The 21167-nt window shown below is 69.4% G+C and carries 23 protein-coding genes; 8 read left to right on the top strand and 15 right to left on the bottom strand.

Annotated elements, in window-relative coordinates; translation table 11 throughout:
* A partial coding sequence (locus K206_RS0105845) for a peptidylprolyl isomerase (protein ID WP_020201479.1) occupies positions 1–434 on the bottom strand: 434 nt, incomplete at its 3' end.
* A gap of 11 nt (positions 435–445) precedes the next feature.
* Here K206_RS0105845 and K206_RS0105840 point away from each other — a divergent pair.
* Entirely contained in the window at positions 446–1654 is a 1209-nt protein-coding gene (locus K206_RS0105840; protein ID WP_196812842.1) for a cupin domain-containing protein, read from the top strand.
* Positions 1655–1853: 199 nt separating this feature from the next.
* Positions 1854–2084, top strand: coding sequence for a hypothetical protein (locus K206_RS44250; protein WP_081651328.1), 231 nt, complete (start codon positions 1854–1856; stop codon positions 2082–2084).
* Positions 2085–2196: 112 nt separating this feature from the next.
* Here K206_RS44250 and K206_RS0105835 read toward each other — a convergent pair whose 3' ends face one another.
* The 8 genes from K206_RS0105835 to K206_RS0105800 all read right to left on the bottom strand — a co-directional run bounded on the left by K206_RS0105835 (position 2197) and on the right by K206_RS0105800 (position 9614).
* Positions 2197–2985 (bottom strand): MBL fold metallo-hydrolase, encoded by a 789-nt coding sequence (locus K206_RS0105835; protein ID WP_020201477.1) that lies wholly within the window; start codon positions 2983–2985, stop codon positions 2197–2199.
* 79 nt (positions 2986–3064) lie between these two features.
* Entirely contained in the window at positions 3065–4282 is a 1218-nt protein-coding gene (gene bamC, locus K206_RS0105830) for an outer membrane protein assembly factor BamC (RefSeq protein ID WP_029043279.1), read from the bottom strand.
* Between the two features lie 48 nt (positions 4283–4330).
* Positions 4331–5215, bottom strand: a complete 885-nt coding sequence (gene dapA, locus K206_RS0105825) for a 4-hydroxy-tetrahydrodipicolinate synthase (RefSeq protein WP_020201475.1) — start codon at positions 5213–5215, stop codon at positions 4331–4333.
* A gap of 150 nt (positions 5216–5365) precedes the next feature.
* Positions 5366–5983, bottom strand: coding sequence for a bifunctional 2-polyprenyl-6-hydroxyphenol methylase/3-demethylubiquinol 3-O-methyltransferase UbiG (locus K206_RS0105820; protein ID WP_231401560.1), 618 nt, complete (start codon positions 5981–5983; stop codon positions 5366–5368).
* The gene (locus tag K206_RS0105815) at positions 5980–7182 is read right to left on the bottom strand and encodes a tryptophan--tRNA ligase (protein WP_020201473.1); all 1203 of its coding nucleotides are present in this window, start codon (positions 7180–7182) and stop codon (positions 5980–5982) included. Before K206_RS0105815 ends, K206_RS0105820 begins: the two co-directional genes overlap by 4 nt.
* 88 nt (positions 7183–7270) lie before the next feature.
* The gene (locus K206_RS0105810; protein ID WP_020201472.1) at positions 7271–7936 is read right to left on the bottom strand and encodes a site-2 protease family protein; all 666 of its coding nucleotides are present in this window, start codon (positions 7934–7936) and stop codon (positions 7271–7273) included.
* A gap of 67 nt (positions 7937–8003) precedes the next feature.
* Positions 8004–8627: an L-threonylcarbamoyladenylate synthase gene (locus tag K206_RS0105805; protein WP_020201471.1), complete on the bottom strand. Its 624-nt coding sequence runs from the start codon at positions 8625–8627 to the stop codon at positions 8004–8006.
* Between the two features lie 141 nt (positions 8628–8768).
* Positions 8769–9614 (bottom strand): 3',5'-nucleoside bisphosphate phosphatase, encoded by an 846-nt coding sequence (locus tag K206_RS0105800; protein ID WP_020201470.1) that lies wholly within the window; start codon positions 9612–9614, stop codon positions 8769–8771.
* Positions 9615–9869: 255 nt separating this feature from the next.
* Between K206_RS0105800 and K206_RS0105795 the strand changes: the two genes are divergently transcribed.
* A complete protein-coding gene (locus K206_RS0105795) occupies positions 9870–10985 on the top strand; it encodes an NAD(P)/FAD-dependent oxidoreductase (RefSeq protein WP_020201469.1) in 1116 nt (371 codons plus the stop codon).
* A gap of 18 nt (positions 10986–11003) precedes the next feature.
* Here K206_RS0105795 and K206_RS0105790 read toward each other — a convergent pair whose 3' ends face one another.
* Positions 11004–11897 (bottom strand): alpha/beta fold hydrolase, encoded by an 894-nt coding sequence (locus K206_RS0105790; protein ID WP_029043277.1) that lies wholly within the window; start codon positions 11895–11897, stop codon positions 11004–11006.
* A gap of 162 nt (positions 11898–12059) precedes the next feature.
* On the opposite strand from K206_RS0105790, the gene K206_RS0105785 reads away from it, so the two are divergent.
* Both K206_RS0105785 and K206_RS0105780 read left to right on the top strand, forming a co-directional pair.
* Positions 12060–13793 (top strand): acyl-CoA synthetase, encoded by a 1734-nt coding sequence (locus K206_RS0105785; RefSeq protein ID WP_020201467.1) that lies wholly within the window; start codon positions 12060–12062, stop codon positions 13791–13793.
* 536 nt (positions 13794–14329) lie between these two features.
* Positions 14330–14692 (top strand): hypothetical protein, encoded by a 363-nt coding sequence (locus K206_RS0105780; RefSeq protein WP_020201466.1) that lies wholly within the window; start codon positions 14330–14332, stop codon positions 14690–14692.
* Positions 14693–14699: 7 nt separating this feature from the next.
* On the opposite strand, the gene K206_RS0105775 is transcribed toward K206_RS0105780, so the two are convergent.
* Positions 14700–15605, bottom strand: coding sequence for a ferritin-like domain-containing protein (locus K206_RS0105775; RefSeq protein WP_029043276.1), 906 nt, complete (start codon positions 15603–15605; stop codon positions 14700–14702).
* A gap of 152 nt (positions 15606–15757) precedes the next feature.
* On the opposite strand from K206_RS0105775, the gene K206_RS0105770 reads away from it, so the two are divergent.
* The 3 genes from K206_RS0105770 to K206_RS0105760 all read left to right on the top strand — a co-directional run bounded on the left by K206_RS0105770 (position 15758) and on the right by K206_RS0105760 (position 17911).
* A complete protein-coding gene (locus K206_RS0105770) occupies positions 15758–16282 on the top strand; it encodes a gamma carbonic anhydrase family protein (RefSeq protein ID WP_020201464.1) in 525 nt (174 codons plus the stop codon).
* Positions 16283–16343: 61 nt separating this feature from the next.
* Entirely contained in the window at positions 16344–17372 is a 1029-nt protein-coding gene (locus K206_RS0105765; RefSeq protein WP_020201463.1) for an Hsp33 family molecular chaperone HslO, read from the top strand.
* Between the two features lie 89 nt (positions 17373–17461).
* Complete coding sequence (locus K206_RS0105760) at positions 17462–17911, top strand: hypothetical protein (protein WP_029043275.1); 450 nt, start codon at positions 17462–17464, stop codon at positions 17909–17911.
* Between the two features lie 201 nt (positions 17912–18112).
* Here the strand turns inward: K206_RS0105760 and ftsB are convergent, their stop codons facing one another.
* The 4 genes from ftsB to kdsA all read right to left on the bottom strand — a co-directional run bounded on the left by ftsB (position 18113) and on the right by kdsA (position 21158).
* Positions 18113–18451: a cell division protein FtsB gene (ftsB, locus tag K206_RS0105755; RefSeq protein WP_020201461.1), complete on the bottom strand. Its 339-nt coding sequence runs from the start codon at positions 18449–18451 to the stop codon at positions 18113–18115.
* A gap of 86 nt (positions 18452–18537) precedes the next feature.
* Complete coding sequence (eno, locus tag K206_RS0105750) at positions 18538–19827, bottom strand: phosphopyruvate hydratase (protein ID WP_020201460.1); 1290 nt, start codon at positions 19825–19827, stop codon at positions 18538–18540.
* Between the two features lie 70 nt (positions 19828–19897).
* Entirely contained in the window at positions 19898–20188 is a 291-nt protein-coding gene (locus tag K206_RS0105745; RefSeq protein WP_020201459.1) for a DUF1330 domain-containing protein, read from the bottom strand.
* A gap of 100 nt (positions 20189–20288) precedes the next feature.
* A complete protein-coding gene (gene kdsA / locus K206_RS0105740; RefSeq protein ID WP_020201458.1) occupies positions 20289–21158 on the bottom strand; it encodes a 3-deoxy-8-phosphooctulonate synthase in 870 nt (289 codons plus the stop codon).
* Positions 21159–21167 lie beyond the last annotated feature (9 nt).

The following is a 21167-nucleotide window of genomic DNA, read 5'->3' as shown; positions in this document are numbered from 1 at the left end:
TCGGTGGCTTCGCGCACTTCCGACACCTGCAGCCAGAAGCGCAGCGCCATGCCGGCCAGCGGATGGTTGCCGTCGAGCACGACCTTGTCTTCGGCCACGTCGGTCACGGTATAGATGATCGAATCGTCTTCGTCGCCGTCCTCGGGCACGCCCTCGAACTGCATGCCGATCTCGAGCGGCTCGGGGAAGCGGTCGCGCGGCTCCACCTTGACCATCTCGGCGTCGTAATCGCCGAACGCTTCGTCGGGCTCGAGCTGGAGCTGGGTCTCGAAGCCGGCTTCGTGGCCTTCCAGCGCTTCCTCGATCTTGGGGAACGTGCCATCATAGCCGCCGTGCAAATAGACCATCGGCTCATCCGATTCCTCGATCAGATTGCCCTGCGCATCCGACAGCTTGTACACCACGGATACCACCGTGTTCTTAGCGATTTTCAATTCTTGACTCCATGAACGATTCCGCATTATACGCGCAGGCCTTGCCCCCCGGCCCCGTCGATCCAGACGTGCCGCTCCCCCTGCTGGGAGGCATGACGCCGGCCGCTTTCATGCGCGATATCTGGCACCGCAAGCCCCTGCTGATCCGACAGGCCATACCGGGAATCGTGCCGCCGGTATCGCGCGAGTCCCTTTTCGAACTGGCCGACCGGGACGACGTCGAGTCCCGCCTGGTGTCGCACTTCCGCAACCGCTGGAAGCTCGAGCAGGGCCCCTTCGCCGCCGACAACCTGCCCTCGCTCAAGACGCGCCAATGGACCCTGCTGGTGCAGGGCGTCAACCTCCACGATAGTGCAGCCGCGGCATTGCTGGGGCAATTCCGTTTCGCCCCCGATGCGCGCCTGGACGACCTGATGGTCAGCTACGCCACCGACGGCGGCGGCGTGGGTCCGCATTTCGACTCCTACGACGTGTTCCTGCTGCAAGTATCGGGCCGGCGGCGCTGGCGCATCTCGTCCCAGCCCCGGCTCGACCTGGTGCCGGACCTGCCGCTCAAGATCCTGGCCGACTTCACGCCCGAGCAGGAATGGGTGCTGGAGCCCGGCGACATGCTCTACCTGCCGCCGCAATACGCGCACGACGGCGTGGCCGAGGGCGAGTGCATGACCTACTCCGTCGGCTTCCGCGCGCCGGCCTACCGCGAGCTGGCCGGGCATTTCCTGGCCTGGCTGTCGGAGACGGTCGAGGACAACGAGGAACTCGAGGGCCGCTACGCGGACCCGGGCGAGGCCGCCACCGCGCGGCCGGCGCAATTGCCGGCCGGCATGGTGCGCGCGGTCGGCGAGCGCCTCGGTGCCCTTCGTTGGTCGGGTAGCATGATTTCCGAGTTTCTGGGTACCCACCTTTCCGAGCCGAAGCCGAGCGTGGAATTCCCGGAGATACCGGAAATCACGCTGAAGAAATACACCAAGCTGGCACTATCTCACGGCATCGTGCTGGCGCCGGGATCGATCGCGCTGTACGACCGCACCCATTTCTTTATCAACGGCGAAGCCTACGAACCGCCCGCGGAACTGGCGCGCTGGCTGCGCCAACTGGCCGACCGGCGCCATCTGAGTGCCGCCGAAGTGGCCGCCAGCGCCGCTCTGCCCGACCTGATGGAGACCTTTCATCACTGGGCGCTGGAGGGTTGGCTGCAATTTGCGCCATCTCCGCTGTAATAATCCGTAACAAGCAAAAACAGGAAAAGACAGCGCTACACAAGCCGGGAAAACGCGGATATAATCGTCGGCTGGCTAGTACTGTGTACCACTGCATTTGTCGGCACCCGGGAGAGCCTCTATTTTGCAGTTCAAGAGCGATAATTACCGGTAATTATTCATCGCCTGTTTTTCTGTTATTAAAGTTAAAGGACGAACAATGAAGAAGTCTCTCCTGATCGCATCGCTGCTCGCCGCCGTTGCTCTCGCCGCTTGCGGCAAGAAAGAAGAAGCCGCCGCTCCCGCACCGGAAGCTTCGGCTCCCGCCGCTGCTGCTCCGGCACCGGAAGCTTCGGCTCCCGCTGCTGCCCCGGCTGCTGACGCTTCGGCTCCGGCCGCTGACGCTTCGGCTCCCGCTGCCGACGCTTCGGCTCCTGCTGCAAAGCAGTAATCGGTCTCGACCGATAAGAAAGCCGACCTTCGGGTCGGCTTTTTTTCGTCCGTGCGGTTCGTTTCCGCACCGGCTGTCGCATGGCAGCCACACGCGCGGCGGCGCGCCGGATTCAGGCCCTGACCGGCTGCCAGCCCAGCCCTTCGTGCTGGTCCGCCACCAGGATCTCGCTGGCCGCCGCGGAAAGTGCTCCCGCCAGCGCTTGCGTCGCCAGTTCCCGCGTATTGTTCTGCTGGCTCAGGTGCGCCGCCACCACGCGCTGGAGTCCCGGGTGCGCCACGCGCGCCAGGATCCCGGCCGCGACCTCGTTGGCGAGGTGGCCGAAATCGCCGCCGATGCGCCGCTTCAGCGAGGCCGGATAGGCGGAGTTGCGCAGCATCTCGCGGTCATGGTTGCACTCGAGCACCAGCGCGTGCACGCCCGACAGGCGCGCGGTGATGTACGGCGTTTCCATGCCGGCGTCGGTCAGCACGCCGAGCTTCGCGTCGCCGTCGCCGAGCACGAACTGCAGCGGCTCGCGCGCGTCGTGCGGCACCGTGTACGGCAGGATCTGGAGCGCGCCGATGGCCAGCGGATGGTCGGCGCAGCAAACCCGCACGTCGGCGGTCTCGGCCCCGCGCAGGTGCGAGGTGGCCAGCCAGGTGCCGTGGCTGGTGTAGACCGCCAGGTCGTGGCGCGACGCGAATGCGTAAGCCGAGCCGACGTGGTCGCCATGCTCGTGCGTGACCAGCACCGCGTCGAGCTGGTCCGGCGTGACGCCGAGCCGCTCGAGCCGGCGCGCGGTCTCGCGGATGCCGAAACCGCAGTCGAGCAGCACCCGCGTGGTGGCGCTGCCCTCGCGCGCTTCGATCAACAGGGAATTGCCCTCGCTGCCGCTGCCGAGAAAGGCGAAGCGCATCATGCGCCGGCCTCGCGCGGCAGCTTGCGGGAGCCTCCCGCGGCAGGACGCCGCGGGTATGCTGGCACGACCTGCACCGCGCTCAGCGCAGTTGCTCGTCGAGCAGCGAAAGGATGCGTTTGCCGACCTCGGTGCTTTCCGGCTGGCCCGCGTCGTTCTGCACCGTCACCGTGGTGCCGGTGCCGTCGCCCTTGAGCGCCACGCGGTACTTCTTGGCGCGCTTGCTGTCCTCGGAGCCGGTCCTGACGAACAGCTTGGAGAAGAAGCCGCGGTTGTCCACGGTGTCGCGCGGATCGACGTAGCGCACGTAGTACAGGCCCTGCGCGCGGTCGCGGTCTTCCACCGTGAAGTTGACGCGGTCCAGCGCCAGCCCGACCGAACGCCAGGCGCGGTCGAACGGCTCGGCCAGCTGCAGCGCCTGGCTGCCGTTGACCTGGGTCAGGTTGCTGCCGGCCGCGGGTGCCTTGGCCGCCACCACGGGCGCGGCGGCCGCGCCGGACGCCGCTGCCGCCGGCGCGCCGCCGTTCTTGGCCATGCGGTCGGCCTGCTCCTTCTGCACGCCGAGGCGCTGCGCGAAGCGCGAGAGGAATTCCGCTTCCAGCTCGGGATCGGACGGGCGCGGGGTCCACACCGTCTGCGACTTGTCGATGCCGGTCAGTTGCTCCTGCGCGCCGCGGTGGCTGATGTAGACCTCCAGGTTGCCGTTCTGCGTGCGCTCCAGGCGCGTGCGGAACTTGTCGCGCTCGGAGGTCGAGTACAGGCCGTCGAAGACCTTGCCGATGGTGTTGCGGATGAAGTCCTGCGGAATCTTGGCGCGGTTCTCGGCCCAGTCCGTTTCCATGATGCCGGTCTCGGGCGAGTCCTGCACCAGCAGGAAACCGCTCTCCTGCCAGAACTCGCGCAGCGACTGCCACAACTGGTCCGGACGCATGCCGTTGCTGATCACCAGCCAGCGCTGATTGCCGTCGCGCTCCATGCGCACGCCCTGCGTGGACGGCAGCACGTTCTCGGTGCCGACCTGCTGCTGCGCCACCTTGGTCGACTGGTTGTAGGTCGACAGCGTGGAGGTGCCGTTCTGGTCGGGCACGGAGTAGCGGCGGTCGCCTTCGATCTTGGTCAGGTCGGGCGGCACGTCGAGCGTGGAGGTGCGCTTGGCGTTGGCCTTGTAGTCGATCTTGTCCGGTGCCATCGCATCGTTGATGCTGCTGCACGCGGACATCGCGCTGGCCACCAGCACGGGCAAGACCAGGGCGGCACGGCGAACTTGCGTTGCGCCGCGGCGGTTAAGCTTGAGTTTCATTGACACGCAATCCTAGTTGATGGGACAACGGCAGGGTACCGCGGGATCTCAGCCGAGCAGGCCGGCATCCGACAGCGCCTTGCGCACCACGTCGTGGTATTCCGGTGACAGCGGGGTGAGCGGGAGGCGGATACCGCCCTGCATCTTGCCCATTTGCTGGAGTGCCCACTTGACGGGAATCGGGTTGGCCTCGACGAACATCGCCTTGTTCAGCGCAACCAGTTCCATGTGGATGCGACGCGCGGCGATGGCGTCGCCCTTCAGGGCAGCCACGCACAACTCGTGCATCTTGCGCGGCGCCACGTTGGCCGTGACCGAGATATTGCCGTGGCCGCCGAGCAGCATCAGCGCGATCGCGGTGGGGTCGTCGCCACTGTAGATGGCGAAGCCCTGCGGCGCGTCCTTGATCAGTTGCGCGGCGCGGTCGATGTTGCCGGTGGCTTCCTTCACGCCGATGATGCCCGGCACCTGCGCCAGGCGCAGGACGGTCTCGGGCTGCATGTCGGCCACGGTGCGGCCCGGCACGTTGTACAGCACCACCGGCAGGTCCACGCTTTCCGCGATGGTGCGGAAATGGCGGTACATGCCTTCCTGGGTCGGCTTGTTGTAGTACGGCACGACCTGCAGCGAGGCATCGGCGCCGACCTTCCTGGCGAAGGCGGTCAGTTCGATCGCCTCGCTGGTGGAGTTGCCGCCGGTGCCCGCGATGATCGGGATGCGCTTGTCGGCCTGCTCCACGGCCACGCGGATCAGCTCGCAGTGCTCGTCCACCGTCACGGTGGGCGACTCGCCGGTGGTGCCGACGATCACGATGCCGTCGGTGCCCTCGGCCACGTGCCAGTCGATCAGGGCGCGCAGCGCGGGGAAATCCAGGCTGCCATCTTCCTGCATCGGCGTCACGATCGCGACGATGCTGCCGTTAATCTGTGTCATAACGTTTGAGAATTCGGGAAACGAATACCGCGATTGTACCGGATCGCCCGGGCCTTCCGACCGCTGCTTCGACCCGGGAAAACCCAAGCCGGTTCAGCGCGTGAAGTCCGGGTCTCGCCGGGCACGCGGGCGCATAGCCCTGGCCGCACTTCAGCCGGGCAGAAGATAGCGTGGCGGCGCGCCGGCGCCTGCCTGGCCGCCCTCGCCTCCGCCCTTGCCCTCACCCTCCCTCGCCGCCTCGCACACCGCGCACAGGCGCTGTACAAAGGCAGTTCTAGGCACTTCCAGCACGCCATCCTCATAGGCGACCACGCGCAGCCCGCCGCGCACCGCGTCCAGCAGTTCACCCGGCCGCAGCAGGAAATCCGGGTTGGAGGGCTTGCCCACGGTTTCGTTGCCGGCGGCGAAGGTCTCGTAGATCAGCACGCCGCCCGGCGCCAGCGCGGCGATCAGGTGCGGCCACAGCGGCCGGTGCAGGTAGTTCGTCACCACGATGGCGTCGAACGGCGCGCGCCCGGCCAGCGGCCACGCGCCCTGCTCCAGGTCGGCCTGCAGCGTCTCGATGCCGGCGGGCAGCGCGGCCAGCGCCGCGCCGTCGCGGTCGACGCCCAGCACGGCATGCCCGCGCGCGGCGAACCACGCCGCATGGCGGCCACTACCGCAGGCGAGGTCGAGCACGCGGCCGCCCGCGCGCGCCAGGTGCGCCCAGCGCAGCACCCACGGCGAGGGCGGCGCGGCGGTGGCGGCGTGGTTCATCGCGCTGTTCATTGATATCCCAGCCCCATCGCCGCGCGCACGTCGCGCATGGTCTCGCGCGCCACCTGGCTGGCCCGGTCGCAACCGTGCGCGACGATGTCGCGCAGCAGCGCGGGATCGTCCATGTACTTCTGCGCGCGCTCCAGCATCGGCTGCTGCTCGCGCAGGATGCCGTCGATCACGGGCTGCTTGCATTCGATGCAGCCGATGGCGGCGCTGCGGCAGCCCGGCTCCACCCACTCGCGCGTGGGCGCGTCCGAGTAGACCTGGTGCAGCTGCCACACCGGGCAGCGCGCCGGGTCGCCGGCGTCGGTGCGGCGCACGCGCGCCGGATCGGTCGGCATGGTGCGCACCTTTTTCTCCACCGAGGCCTTGTCCTCGCGCATGCGGATGGTGTTGCCGTAGGACTTGGACATCTTCTGCCCGTCCAGCCCCGGCATGCGCGAGGCCGCGGTCAGCAGCGCCTGCGGCTCGACCAGGATGGTCTTGCGCGAGCCGCCCAGGTAGCCCAGCAGCAGTTCGCGGTCTTCCGCGGCCAGGCTCTGCGACTGCGCCACCAGCGCCGCGCCCTCGTCCAGCGCCTCGGCCTTGCCCTGCTCCTGGTAGGCGCGGCGCAGCTCGAGATAGGCCCTGGTGCGCTTGCCGCCCAGCTTCCTGGCGGCTTCCTGCGCGCGTTCCTCGAAGCCGGGCTGGCGGCCGTACAGGTAGTTGAAGCGGCGCGCGATCTCGCGCGTGATCTCCACGTGCGGCACCTGGTCCTCGCCCACCGGCACGCGGCCGGCGCGGTAGATCAGGATGTCGGCCGCCTGCAGCAGCGGATAGCCGAGGAAGCCGTAGGTGGACAGGTCCTTGTCCTTGAGCTTCTCGATCTGGTCCTTGTAGGTCGGCACCCGTTCCAGCCAGCCCAGCGGCGTGCCCATCGCCAGCAGCAGGAACAGCTCGGCGTGCTCGGGCACGCGGCTCTGGATGAACAGCGTGGCGCGCTCGGGATCGACGCCGGCCGCGAGCCAGTCGATCAGCATCTCCCACACCGACTCGCCGATCACCTCGGGCGATTCATAGTGGGTGGTCAGCGCGTGCCAGTCCGCCACGAAGAAGAAGCACGGGTATTCGGCCTGCAACTGGACCCAGTTTTTCAGGACGCCGTGGTAGTGGCCCAGGTGCAGCGCACCGGTAGGCCGCATGCCGGAGAGAACGCGGTCGGGAAACATGTCTGTCTGTGCTTTTGATGGGGATTCGGTACTCGGTACTCGGTACGGCAGGTCGGATGCGGCGCGCCGGGCGCGGCCCGGCGGCGTGCTATTGCACCAGCGCCAGCACGGGTTGCAGCATCAGCTGCACCAGCCCGCTGAGCACGCCCATCACCGGCTGCATCCAGACCTTGGTGATCACGCCCGCGGCCACCAGCGCCAGCACCACGAAGATGCCGTAGGGCTCGATGCGCGAGATGGCATGTGCGAGCCGCTGCGGCAGCAGCGCGGTGAGCACCCGGCCGCCGTCGAGCGGCGGCACCGGGAACAGGTTGAAGGCGGCCATCACCAGGTTGACCAGCACGCCGGCGCGCGCCATCTGGCTGAAGAACGGCTCCTGCACCTGCGCCAGCACCAGCCCCACCGCCATCAGCGCCCACAGGAAGGCCTGCAGCACGTTGCTGCCCGGCCCGGCCAGCGCCACCCACATGCCGTGCCAGCGCGGGTTGCGCAGGCGGTCGAAGGCGACCGGCACCGGCTTGGCGTAGCCGAACACGAACTGGCCGCTGGTCATGAAATAGAGCAGCAGCGGCACCGCGATGGTGCCGATGGGATCGATGTGCCGCGCCGGGTTGATGCTGACGCGGCCCATCACATAGGCGGTGTTGTCGCCGAACAGCTTGGCCACGTAGCCGTGGGCGGCTTCGTGCAGCGTGATGGCGAACAGGACCGGCAGGGCGTAGACCGCAAGGGTCTGAATCAGGGAAGAATCCATGGGGCGCTATTGTACCGGGCCGCCGCGCGCCTGAGGCGGCCGCCCGCGTGGAGCGCGCCGGCGGCGCTCAGAGGCCGAAGCGCCCGATGTCGCCGCGGCCCTGCCGGATCAGCTCGGGCTCGCCGCTGGTCAGGTCGATCACGGTGGTCGGCTGCGCCGGCGCGGCGCCGCCGCAGATCACCAGGTCGAGCAGCTTCTCGAGGCGCGCGCGGATCACCTCGGGCTCGTTGAGCGGGGCTTCGTCGCCGGGCAGCTGCAGGGTGGCCGAGATCAGCGGCTCGCCCACCTCGGCCAGCAGCGCGAGCGGGATCGGGTGGTCGGGCACGCGCACGCCGATGGTCTTGCGCGCGGGGTGCGACAGCCGCCGCGGCACTTCCTTGGTGGCCTCGAGGATGAACACATAGGGCCCGGGCGTGGCGCCCTTGAGCCAGCGGTACTGGCGGTTGTCGACGCGCGCGAAGTTGCCCAGCTCGGACAGGTCGCTGCACATCAGCGTCAGGTGGTGCTTGTCGTCGATGCCGCGCAGGCGGCGCAGGCGCTCCACCGCGGCCTTGTCGTCGAGCCGGCAGGCCAGCGCGTAGCTGGAGTCCGTCGGCAGGGCGATCAGGCCGCCCTGGCCGATGATCTGCGCGGCCTGCTTGATCAGCCGCGGCTGCGGATTGAGCGGGTGGATGTCGAAATATTGGGACATGGGCGGTCGGAGGGCGAAAGGCCGCCGGCCCGGCGCGAAGGCGACATGCGCGACGGACAGGTCTTGCGGGGAAAAAGATCGGACGGTGCGCATGGCGGGGGCGGGCCATCGGAGCGCCGGGCGGCCGCGGGCCGGGCCGGCTTACCAGTCATGCCAGACCGGCGTGACCGACGACGGCAGCGGCGGCAGCGCGCCCAGCTCGGTGCGGCCTTCGCCGGGACCGTGGAAATCCGAGCCGCGCGAGGCCAGCAGGCCGTAGCGGCGCGCGACGTCGGCATACTTGCGGTACTGGTCGGGCGTATGGCTGCCCGTCACCACCTCGACCGCGGCGCCGCCGAGCTGCACGAACTCGTCGAACAGCGCGTCGTGCTGGAGCTGGGTGTAGTCGTAGCGGCCCGGATGCGCCATCACGGGAATGCCGCCGGCGGCCTGGATCCAGCCCACCGCGTCGGCCAGCCGGGCCCAGCGGTGCCCGACATAACCGGGGCGGCCTTCGCCGAGGTATTCGCTGAACACGTCGCTGATGGTCTTGCAGCGCCCCTGGTCCACCAGCCAGCGCGCGAAATGCGTGCGGGAGATCAGGTCCGGGTTGCCGACGTAGCGCAGCGCGCCTTCGTAGGCGCCCTCGATGCCGATGGCCGCGAGCGCGTCGCCGATGTCCTGCGCGCGCGCCGCGCGGCCCGAGCGCGTGGCGGCCAGCCCTTCGACCAGCGCCGGGCAGGCCGGGTTGATCTGCAGCCCGACGATGTGCACGGTCTGGCCGGCCCACGTCACCGAGATCTCCACGCCCGGCACGAAGCGCATGCCGAGCGCCTCGGCGGCGGCGCGCGCCTCGCTCTGCCCGCCGACCTCGTCATGGTCGGTCAGCGCCCAGAAAGCCACGCCGCCCGCATGGGCGCGCGCGGCCACGTCGCGCGGCGACAGCATGCCGTCGGACACGGTGGAATGGCAATGGAGATCGGCGTTGATGGCGTGAGGGTTCTGCATAGCGCCATTCTACTCCCGCGCGCGAGGCCGCACACGCGGCGCCGGCCGCCGCCGCGCGCCGGTCGGCCGGTCCGGCGGGGCGGCCCGACAGCGCCGCCCGAGGTGCGGCCGAGGTGCGGCCGAGGTACGGCCGAGGTACGGCCCGATAGCCCTGCCGCCAACGCTGGCGTCGGCCGGCGGCGCCCCGCCGCGCGGTATAGTTGGGGCCTCTCGATCCTCCCGCCCGGCGGCGCCAAGCGCGCCGCCCGCCACGCCATGCCGACCGACGCTTCCGCCATTCCAGCCGACTCCGCCCACGCCGACGGCGTGACCCGCACCGACGTGCTGATCGTCGGCGCCGGCCCGGTCGGCCTGTTCGCGGCCTTCCAGGCGGGCGTGCTGGGCCTGCGCTGCGAGCTGGTCGACGTGCTGGACCGCGCCGGCGGCCAGTGCGCCGAGCTCTACCCCGAGAAGCCGATCTACGACATCCCCGCGGTGCCCGGCTGCCTGGCGCAGGACCTGGTGGACCGCCTGCTCGAGCAGTGCGCGCCGTTCGCGTTCCCGATGCACTTCAACGAGCGCGCCAACGGCCTGGAGGAGATCGCCCGCGCCGGCGACGCCGCGCCGGCCGCGCCCGACGCCGGCCACGCGCATCCGCCGCGCCTGCTGGTCACCACCGACGGCGGCAGGCGCTTCGACGTGGCCGCCGTGCTGATCTGCGCCGGCGCCGGCGCCTTCGCCCCGCAGCGCGTGGCGCTGCCCGAGGCCGCCGCGCTGGAAGACCGCCACCTGCACTACGCGGTGCGCGACGTGGCGCGCTTCGCCGGCAGGCGCGTGGTGGTGGCCGGCGGCGGCGACTCCGCGCTGGACTGGGCGCTGGCGCTGCGCAAGGTGGCCGCGCGCGTCACCCTGCTGCACCGGCGCGAGGGCTTCCGCGCCGCCGACGGCTCAGTGGCGGAAATGCGCGCGGCCGTGGCGGCCGGCGAGATGGATTTCGTGGTAGGCATGCTGGGCGCGCTCAAGACCGAGGGCGACACGCTGACCGGCGTGGACATCCGCACGCGCGACGACACCGTGAGCCTGCCCGCGGACGAACTGGTGGCGCTGTACGGACTGGTGTCGGAGCCGGGCCCGATCGCGCACTGGGATCTCGACATGCGCGCCGGGCGCATCGTGGTGGACACCACCACCTACGAAAGCTCGCGCCGCGGCATCTTCGCCGCCGGCGACATCGCCTTCTACCCGAACAAGCAGAAGCTGATCCTGTCCGGCTTCCACGAAGCCGCGCTGGCGCTGCGCAAGGCCTATCACTACGCCTTCCCGGAGAAGGCGCTGGTGCACGTGCACACCAGCAACAACGCCGCGCTCAAGGACAAGCTCACGCACGCCTGAACCCGGCGCGGGCGCGCCTCACGCGCAGAAGTCGTCGACCAGCGCCGCCACCGCGCGCGGCTGGTCGTGGTGCAGCATGTGACCCGCGTCGTCGATGACCGCCTCGCGGAAATCGCGGAACGCCTTGAAGCGCTGCCGGAATTCGTCGAGCGGCTGCCCGCGCGCGATGTGGCTCAGCGTCTGCGAGTCGCGCGCCTCCACGTGCAGCACCGGCGCGGTGGCCTGCGCCCAGATCGCCATCACCTCGTCGAGCCGGTAGAGCACCGGATTGACCATCTTGTGCGCCGGATCGCCCAGGATCTCCCAGCGGCCCCCGGCATTGCGCGCCGACCAGTGCGCGGCCAGGAAGGCGGCGCGGTCGTCGGGCAGGCGCGGGTTGGTCTTCTGCAGCCGCGCGGCCACCGCGGCCACGCTGTCGTAGGTCTTGAGCGCGGGGCGCGCGCGCAGCTCGTCGAGCCAGAGCGCGTAGCGCCCCGGCGCCTGCTCCGCGCGCGTGGCGGTCATGCCGAAGCCTTCCAGGTCCACCACGCGGCGCACCCGCGCGGGACGGATGCCGGCGTAGAAGCAGGCCACGTTGGCGCCCATGCTGTGGCCCACGAGGTTGACCGGCTCGCCGGGCTGGAAGTGGTCGAGCACCGCCTCGAGGTCGGCGATGTAGTCGGGGAACCAGTACGACTCGGTGCCCGGATGGCGGGTCGGCCAGGCGGTCTGGCCGAAGCCGCGCCAGTCCGGCGCGATCACGTGCCAGTCGCCCGCCAGCGCGTCCACCATGAACTGGAACGAGGCCGCCACGTCCATCCAGCCGTGCAGCGCGAACAGCTTCGGCGCGCCCGCCCGGCCCCAGTGGCGCACGTGCATGGCGAGCCCGCGCAACGTGATAAATTCCGAGCGCGAGGTTTCTCTGATTGTCATGGTGGTCTCCCCCGGTCCCTTTCCGGCCGGCGCCTTCACCCGCGACAACGGGGAGGCGCGATAAAAATAGAACGATCGTTCGCTCAGGCGATTATAGCGGCACCCGCTGCCTCGATGCCGCCGCCACGCCGCCGCGCGAACGCCAGCAAACAGGAGACCTGCATGACCGCATCCGCCCTGCCCGCCAGCCGGCGCGACGACTACCGCGCGCTGTACGACAGCTTCCGCTGGCACGTGCCGGAGCACTTCAACCTCGCCGAAGCCTGCTGCGGCCGCTGGGCGCGCGACCCCGCCAGCGCCGGCCGCATCGCGGTCTACACCGAGCACGAGGACGGCCGCCGCGCCAGCTACAGCTATGCCCACATCCAGGCCGAGGCGAACCGCCTGTCGCGCGCGCTGCGCGCGCTCGGCGTGGCGCGCGGCGACCGCGTCGGCATCGTCATGCCGCAGCGCATCGAGACGGTCATCGCGCATATGGCGATCTACCAGCTCGGCGCCATCGCCATGCCGCTGTCGATGCTGTTCGGGCCGGAAGCGCTGGCCTTCCGCTTCCGGCACAGCGAGGCGCGCGTGGCGATCGCCGACGAGAGCGCCATCGACAACGTGCTGGCCGCGCGCCCCGAATGCCCGGCGCTCGCCGCGGTGATCGGCGTGGGCGCGGCCGCGGCCCGCGCCGGGCACGACTGGGACGCGCTGCTGGCGGCGCAGTTGCCGGACTTCACCGCCGAGCTGACCAAGGCCGACGAAGCGGCCGTGCTGATCTACACCAGCGGCACCACCGGGCCGCCCAAGGGCGCGGTGATCCCGCACCGCGCGCTGATCGGCAACCTGACCGGCTTCGTCTGCTCGCAGAACTGGTATCCGCGCGAGGGCGACGTGTTCTGGAGCCCGGCCGACTGGGCCTGGACCGGCGGCCTGTGGGACGCGCTGATGCCGGCGCTGTACCTCGGCCAGTCCATCGTGGGCTACCAGGGCCGCTTCTCGGCGCAGGTGGCGTTCGCGCTGCTGGAGCGCTACCGCGTCACCAACACCTTCCTGTTCCCGACCGCGCTCAAGCAGATGATGAAGACCTGCCCGGCGCCGCGCGGCCAGTACCGCCTGCACCTGCGCGCGCTGATGAGCGCCGGCGAGGCGGTCGGCGAGACCGTGTTCGCGTGGTGCCGCGACGCGCTCGGCGTGGTGGTCAACGAGATGTTCGGCCAGACCGAGATCAACTACATCGTGGGCAACTGCACCGCGCAGAACGACGACGGCGAGCTCGGCTGGCCGGCGCGCGCCGGCTCGATGGGCCGCCCGTATCCGGGCCACCGGCTGGCCGTGGTCGACGAGGACGGCCGGCCGTGCGCGCCCGGCGAAACCGGCGAGATCGCCGTGTGCGACACCGACCGGCACGGCCACCCCGACCCGGTGTTCTTTCTCGGCTACTGGCGCAACGAGGCCGCCACGCGGGACCGGTTCGTCGAGCACGGCGGCCTGCGCTGGTGCCGCACCGGCGACCTCGCCCGCGCCGACGCCGACGGCTACCTGTGGTACCAGGGCCGCGCCGACGACGTCTTCAAGTCGTCGGGCTACCGCATCGGCCCGAGCGAGATCGAGAACTGCCTGCTCAAGCATCCGGCCGTGTCGAACTGCGCCGTGGTGCCGTCGCCGGACCCGGAGCGCGGCGCCGTGGTGAAGGCGTTCGTCGTGCTGCAGCCGTCGGTGGCCCGCTCCGCGCAGGCCGACGCCGACCTGACCGCGGCGCTGCAGCAGCACGTGCGCGGCCTGCTCGCGCCCTACGAGTACCCCAAGACCATCGAGTTCATCGCGCAGTTGCCGATGACCACCACCGGCAAGATCCAGCGCCGCGTGCTGCGCGAGATGGAAGCGCAGCGCGGCGGCGCGGCGCAGCGCTAGTCTCCGGCCGGCCACGCGCGCCGGCACGCCGGCGCCCGCGCGGCCGGCTTCCCGCCCCGCCTTTCCCCTCCCTCCCCTCGCTTCATTTTCCGCGCCGGCCGACAGGCATCCGGGTCAGTGAAATCCCGCGTCAAGTATTCGCCAAAGTTGACGTTAGCGGAGATAGGCGGCCGCATTTCCGATGGCGCATTCGACGGACTGGCCCGCCACGCCGGATGACCTGGTATTTCTCTTATTTTTAAGATAACTCTTAAATAAAAATCATCGCCAATATTTCGCCGAATTTCCCTTCGACAGCGCGACGCGGATTAGGATAAATCTCATCTAGATGCTGTTTATTCCAATATCAAGATGCCGAAAACCCGCATAAAAGGCCGGTTGATTTAACACAACAACGAACGAATAGACGTAGGAAAATTCATCTTTTCTAAGTTGAATTTCCTACAAACAGAAAATAAACTTCCTATCAAACAAGAAGAAATTTCCGACAAGGCTTTACGAATTTTCCTGGGCTCAATGACCAAAAGGGGATCACCATGAGCACGCATGCACGCACCGGCAACGCCTCCATCCGCAACCTCAAGCACCGCCTGACGCTGGCGCTGGCGTGCGCGCTGCTCTCGGTCCCGGCGTGGGGCGCCGGCGGCGTGATCTTCTTCCGCGGCGCCATCGTCGCGCCGTCGTGCATGACGCAGATGAGCGCCGGCTCCGGCAGCGCCTCGGTAAGCTGCCCGCAGAACGGCGCCCAGGCCGCCGAGTTCGCCGCCGTGCCGCTGATGCCCGGCAAGTCCGTGCAGTTGAAGTCGGCGCGCGCCTCGGTCGAGACGGCGCGCTTCGTGAGGAAGAGCGATCCGGACGGTGGCCAGCAGGGCCTGGTCGTGATGGCCGAGTATTACTGAGCGGGCATTACCGAGCGGCCTGCGCCTCGAGCCACGCGAGCTCGGCGTCGTCGAAGCCGGCCGCGCGGCGCGCCTCGAGGTTGAAGGGCGGGCGCAGGCGCGGCGCCTGGTAGCGCGCCGCCAGTTCGCCATAGGCGGCGACCGGGTCCAGCCCGCGCCCGGCGCACAGCCAGCGGTACCAGCGGTTGCCGATGGCCACGTGGCCAACTTCGTCGCGCAGGATGATGTCGATGATGGCGGCGGCCTCGTGGTCGCCGGCGGCGGCCAGCTTGGCCCGCACCGGCGGCGAGGCATCCAGCCCGCGCGCCTCGAGCGTGCGCGGCACCAGCGCCATGCGCGCCAGCACGTCGCCGGCGGTCTTGTCGGCCATCTCCCACAGGCTGTTGTGCGCCGGGAAATCGCCATAGCTGGCGCCCAGCGTGGCGAGGTGGTCGGCCAGCAGCGTGAAGTGCAGCGCCTCCTCGTCGGCCACGCGCAGCCAGTCGAGGTAGAACCCGGCCGGCATGCCGCCGAAGCGCCAGAGGGCGTCGAGCGCGAGGTTGATGGCGTTGAACTCGATGTGCGCCAGCGCGTGGATCATGGCGGCCCGCCCGGCCGGCGTATGGATCGAGCGGCGCCGCTCCACGCGCTGCGGCGCCACCAGTTCCGGCCGCTCGGGGCGGCCCGGCAGCGGCAGCGTGGCCGTGAGGGTTTCGCCGGCGCCGAGTGCTTCCGGCGCCATGCCCGCGGCGGCCTGGCGCATGCGGCGCGTGGCCGCCGCCTTCTGCCGGGCGTCGCGCAGGCACAGGATGGCCAGCGCCTGCCGGCGCAGCGACAGGCCGGTGAAATCCGGCAGGCCGGGGGTGGCCGCGGCGGCGGCGTCCGGGAAAGCGGGCTCGGCCGCGCGGGGGGTGTCGTTCAGGTTGGCTGCCATCAGCGTAAAATCCGGGTTGCCGCCATTGTAGGGCCGGCGCTCGGCGCGGCCGGCATCCGCCACATCGCGCGTCCCCGCCGCCGCCCTCCCGCGAACCTTTAAAGCCCGGCGGCAAACCCCATATACCCATACGCACTTGTGCAGGAGACTTCATGGCGCTTTACCAGCTCGGCGACACCGCCCCGACCATCGATCCGGATGCCTACGTCGCGCCGGAGGCCACCATCATCGGCAACGTGACGCTCAAGGCGCGCGCGAGCGCGTGGCCGGGCGTGGTGATCCGCGGCGACAACGAGCCGATCGTGGTGGGCGAGTCCAGCAACGTGCAGGAAGGCACCGTGCTCCATACCGACCCGGGCTGCCCGCTGACCATCGGCGACAAGGTGTCGATCGGCCACCAGGCCATGCTGCACGGCTGCACCGTGGGCGAAGGCTCGCTGATCGGCATCCAGGCGGTGATCCTGAACCGCGCGGTGATCGGCAAGGAATGCCTGGTCGGCGCCGGCGCGGTGGTCACGGAGGGCAAGGTGTTCCCGGACCGCTCGCTGATCCTGGGCGCGCCGGCCAAGGTGGTGCGCGAGCTCACCGAGCAGGACGTGGCCAACCTGTACCGCAACGCCGAGACCTACGCCACGCGCCAGGCCATGTACAAGACGCAGCTGAAACGCATCGACTAACACGCATCGACCAGGGCGCCGGCCAGGAACCGCGCCCGCGCCGATCTACCGACGGACCATCGTGACTGACTCCACCTCCCCCGACATCCTGCAGAAATTCCTGTTCGACGCGGCCCCCGTGCGCGGCGAACTGGTGCGCATGCGCGCCACCTGGCAGGATGTGCTGCGCCGCAATCAATATCCCGCGCCGGTCCGCCGGCTGCTGGGCGAGATGATGTCCGCGGCCGCCCTGCTCACCGCCAACCTGAAGTTCAACGGCGCGCTGGTGATGCAGGTGCACGGCGACGGCCCGGTGCGCATGCTGGTGGTGGAATGCCTGTCCGATCTGTCGATGCGCGCCACCGCCAAGCTGGCCGAGGGCGCGCAGGTGGCCGACGACGCCACGCTGGCCGACCTGGTCAACGTGCGCGGCGGCGGCCGCTTCGCCATCACGCTGGACCCGCAGGACAAGCTGCCGGGCCAGCAGGCCTACCAGAGCATCGTGCCGCTGGCCGACGCGCATGGCGCGTTCGACTCGATGGCCGCGGTGCTCGAGCACTACATGCGCTCGTCCGAGCAGCTCGACACGCGCCTGTGGCTGGCCGCCGACGACCAGGTCGCCGCCGGCATGCTGCTGCAGAAGCTGCCGAGCTACGGCGGCACCCTGGAAGGCCACGCCGGCCGCGCCCCGGCGCAGGTCGGCGAGACCGGCGCGCCGCTGGCCGAGAGCGCCCGCGCGCAGGACCTCGACACCTGGGACCGCGCCTGCCAGCTCGGCGCCACGCTCAAGGCCGGCGAGCTGCTGGCCGAGACCCCCGACACGCTGCTGCGCCGCCTGTTCTGGGAAGACCTGCAGGCCGCCGGCGTGCGCGTGTTCGAGCCGCTCGGCCCGCATTTCCACTGCTCGTGCTCGCGCCCCAAGGTGGCCGGCATGCTGCAGAACCTGGGCCGCGCCGAGATCGAGAGCATCCTGGAGGAGCGCGGCAACGTGGAGATCCACTGCGATTTCTGCGGCCAGCAATATCATTTCGACCCGGTCGACTGCGCCCAGTTGTTCACGCCGGTGCCGGTGGCCACCGGCGCCGGCGACGGCGCCAGCCAGCAGCACTGAGCGGCGGGCGGCGGCCGGGCCCGGCGGAACCTTTGCCCGGTACGCCGGGGTCCAAGCGTCAGTGACCCACCAGAGCCAGGGGAAATATCATGTCCGCTTTGTCTCCGAACCCGTCTCCGAACCCGTCTCCGAACGCGCCTGCCGCCGTGGCGCGGCGCCTGCCGGGCGCGCTTGGCATGCTGCTGCTCGGCGCCGCGCTGCTGGGCGGCTGCGCCGGGCTGCCGCGCGACATCAACGGCTCGCCGCCGACCGCGCGGCTGGTGCCCAACAGCATCCCGCCCGCGCCGATCACCCCCGAGGAAAGCCAGAAGCTGGGCACGCTGAACCGCGACATCCTGCGCGAGCAGGACGCCGCCATCGCGCGCCAGCAGCAGGCCGAGGCCTACGCGCGCGCCTATTCCTATTACGCCTACCCGTCGCCGAGCTGGAACCTGTATTACGGCGGCTGGGGCGGGCGCCACTGGGGCGGCGGCGTCGGCTTCAGCAGCGGATATGGTTATCCGGGCTGGGGTTGGGGCGGTTATCCGTACTGGTGGTAATGGGGCGGCAGCAATGAGGCGGCAAGACGCCGGCGCGCGTGGACGAGACGCCGCCCGCCACGGCAATGCGAGCCGCGACAGGTAGCTGCAATTCGGGGAAAACGGGAGGGAAAACGAGGGAAAAACGGGGAATCGCCGGACCGGCGAATCCCGCCGGCGGCATGACAGCACCCGCGGCGGGCGCCATGCGCGGCGCCGGTGCTAGTGGCTGCCGCCGGCCGGCGAATTCGGCGGCGGGGGCAGCGGCGGCGTGGCGCTGACCTTGGGCGCGGGCGCCACGAACTGCACGAACACCTCGCCGTCCCTGACCATGCCCAGCTCGTAGCGGGCACGCTCCTCGATGGCGCCGGTGCCATCCTGCAGGTCCTTCACTTCCCCTTCCAGCTTGGCGTTGCGCAGCTTGAGCGCTTGGTTGCGCGCGCTCTGCTCCTGCACCTGCTTGTCCATGTCCCACACGCGCAGCCAGCCGCCCTTGCCCAGCCACAGCGGGTACTGAATGGCGAGCAACAGCACGAACAGCAGCAGCGAGATCAGGCGCATAGGGATTCCGGCGCTTTGCAGAAGAGGTCGGGGCCGTCGGCGCCGGCCGCGATGAGGGTTATCCGCGGCCGGCGCATGACGCGGGCTTAGCGCAGATTATAGAAGGCGCTCTTGCCCGGGTAGCTGGCGATGTCGCCGAGGTCTTCCTCGATGCGCAGCAGTTGGTTGTACTTCGAGATGCGGTCCGAGCGCGACAGCGAGCCGGTCTTGATCTGGCCGGCGTTGGTGCCCACCGCGATGTCGGCGATGGTGTTGTCCTCGGTCTCGCCCGAGCGGTGCGAGATCACGGCGGTGTAGCCGGCGCGCTTGGCCATCTCGATGGCGGCGAAGGTCTCGGTCAGCGTGCCGATCTGGTTGATCTTGATCAGGATCGAGTTGCCGATGCCCTTCTCGATGCCTTCCTTGAGGATCTTGGTGTTGGTGACGAACAGGTCGTCGCCCACCAGCTGCACGCGCTTGCCGAGCTTGTCGGTCAGCGTCTTCCAGCCTTCCCAGTCGCCTTCGGCCATGCCGTCCTCGATCGACACGATCGGGAACTTGTCGCACAGGTTGGCCAGGTAGTCGGCGAACTGGGTCGAGGTCAGCTTGAGGCCTTCGCCGTCCAGGTGGTACAGGTCCTCGCCTTCGCGGAAGAACTCGCTGGCGGCGCAGTCCAGCGCCAGCAGCACGTCTTCGCCGACGCGGTAGCCGGCCTTCTCGACGGCCTGCACGATGGCGTTCAGGCATTCCTCGTTGGAAGCGAAGTTCGGCGCGAAGCCGCCTTCGTCGCCGACCGCGGTGGACATGCCCTTGTCGGCCAGGATCTTCTTGAGCGCGTGGAACACCTCGGCGCCGCAGCGCAGGGCTTCGCGGAAGCTGGTCTGCGACACCGGCATGATCATGAATTCCTGGATGTCCAGGCTGTTGTTGGCGTGCGCGCCGCCGTTGACGATGTTCATCATCGGCACCGGCATCTGCATCGCGCCCGAGCCGCCGAAGTAGCGGTACAGCGGCAGGCCGGCTTCCTCGGCGGCGGCGCGCGCCACCGCCATCGACACGGCCAGCGTGGCGTTGGCGCCCAGGCGGCTCTTGTTGTCGGTGCCGTCGAGGTCGATCAGGGTGCGGTCCAGGAAGGCCTGCTCGGAAGCGTCCAGGCCCATGATGGCTTCGGAGATCTCGGTGTTGATGTGCTCGACCGCCTTCAGCACGCCCTTGCCCAGGTAGCGCGACTTGTCGCCGTCGCGCAGCTCGATGGCTTCGCGCGAGCCGGTGGACGCGCCCGACGGCACCGCCGCGCGGCCCATCACGCCGGATTCCAGCAGGACGTCGCACTCGACCGTCGGGTTGCCGCGCGAGTCGAGAACTTCGCGACCGATGATATCTACGATTGCACTCATGAATTCCTCTCTGACTGTTTTGAATCTTGCTGCTGACCGGGATCAGCGCGGATGATGCCCGACCAATATGTCAGGCGCCTTCCACCACGATCATGTTCATCTTCGCGGCATGCTCGCGCGCGGCGCGCGCGGCACCGTATTCCTCGGAGGCATAGAACACCTTCGCGGCCTCGTAATCGGGGAATTTCAGCACCACGACGCGGCTCGGCGCCAATTCGCCCTCGAGCTGCTCGGTCTTGCCGCCGCGCACCAGGATCTCAGCGCCGTGCGCCGCGATGGCCTTGCTCGACAGCACCTTGTACTGCTCGTACTGCTGGGGATCGGTCACATCGACGTAGGCGATGATATAGCCGGCGGGCATGCGTGTCTCCGAAGTTTTTGTATTGTCTTTCGATACGATCCGTCACCGGCCGGGAGCTTCCGTCAGCGGACGCCCCCGGCGGCGCGGCAGGCCGGCGGGCTCAGGCGCAGGCCGGCCAGCCGAAGTTGTCTTCCAGGAAACCGGCGCGCTTGGTCAGCGCGTCGAGGTCCCGGAGCACCGACAGAAGTTCCTTCATGCGCGACAGCGGCACCGCGTTGGGGCCGTCGGACATGGCCTTGCTCGGGTCCGGGTGCGTTTCCATGAACAGGCCGGCGATGCCGACCGCCACCGCGGCGCGCGCCAGCACCGGCACGAACTCGCGCTGGCCGCCCGAGCTGGTGCCCTGCCCGCCCGGCAGCTGCACCGAGTGGGTGGCGTCGAACACCACCGGGGCGCCGGTCTCGCGCATGATCGCCAGCGAGCGCATGTCCGAGACCAGGTTGTTGTAGCCGAACGAGACGCCGCGCTCGCAGGCCATGAAGCTGTCCTCGGGCAGGCCCGCCTCGCGCGCGGCGTCGCGGGCCTTGTCGATGACGTTCTTCATGTCGTGCGGCGCCAGGAACTGCCCCTTCTTGATGTTGACGGGGCGGCCGCTCTGCGCGCAGGCGCGGATGAAATCGGTCTGCCGGCACAGGAAGGCCGGCGTCTGCAGCACGTCGACCACGGCCGAGACCGGCTTGATCTCGTCGATCTCGTGGATGTCGGTGAGCACCGGCACGCCGATCTCGCGCTTGACCGTGGCCAGGATCTCCAGGCCCTTTTCCATGCCCAGCCCGCGGAAGCTCTTGCCCGACGAGCGGTTGGCCTTGTCGAACGAGGACTTGTAGATGAACGGGATGCCGAGCGCGCCGGTGATCGCCTTGAGCTCGCCGGCGGTATCCAGCGCCATCTGCTCGGACTCGATCACGCACGGGCCGGCGATCAGGAAGAAGGGCTGGTCCAGGCCAGCCTCGAAGCCGCAGAGTTTCATCGCTACTAG

The sequence above is a fragment of the Cupriavidus sp. WS genome (genome assembly GCF_000395345.1).
Taxonomy (GTDB): Bacteria; Pseudomonadota; Gammaproteobacteria; order Burkholderiales; family Burkholderiaceae; genus Cupriavidus; species Cupriavidus basilensis_B.
This window is presented reverse-complemented; position numbering and strand designations above follow the sequence as displayed.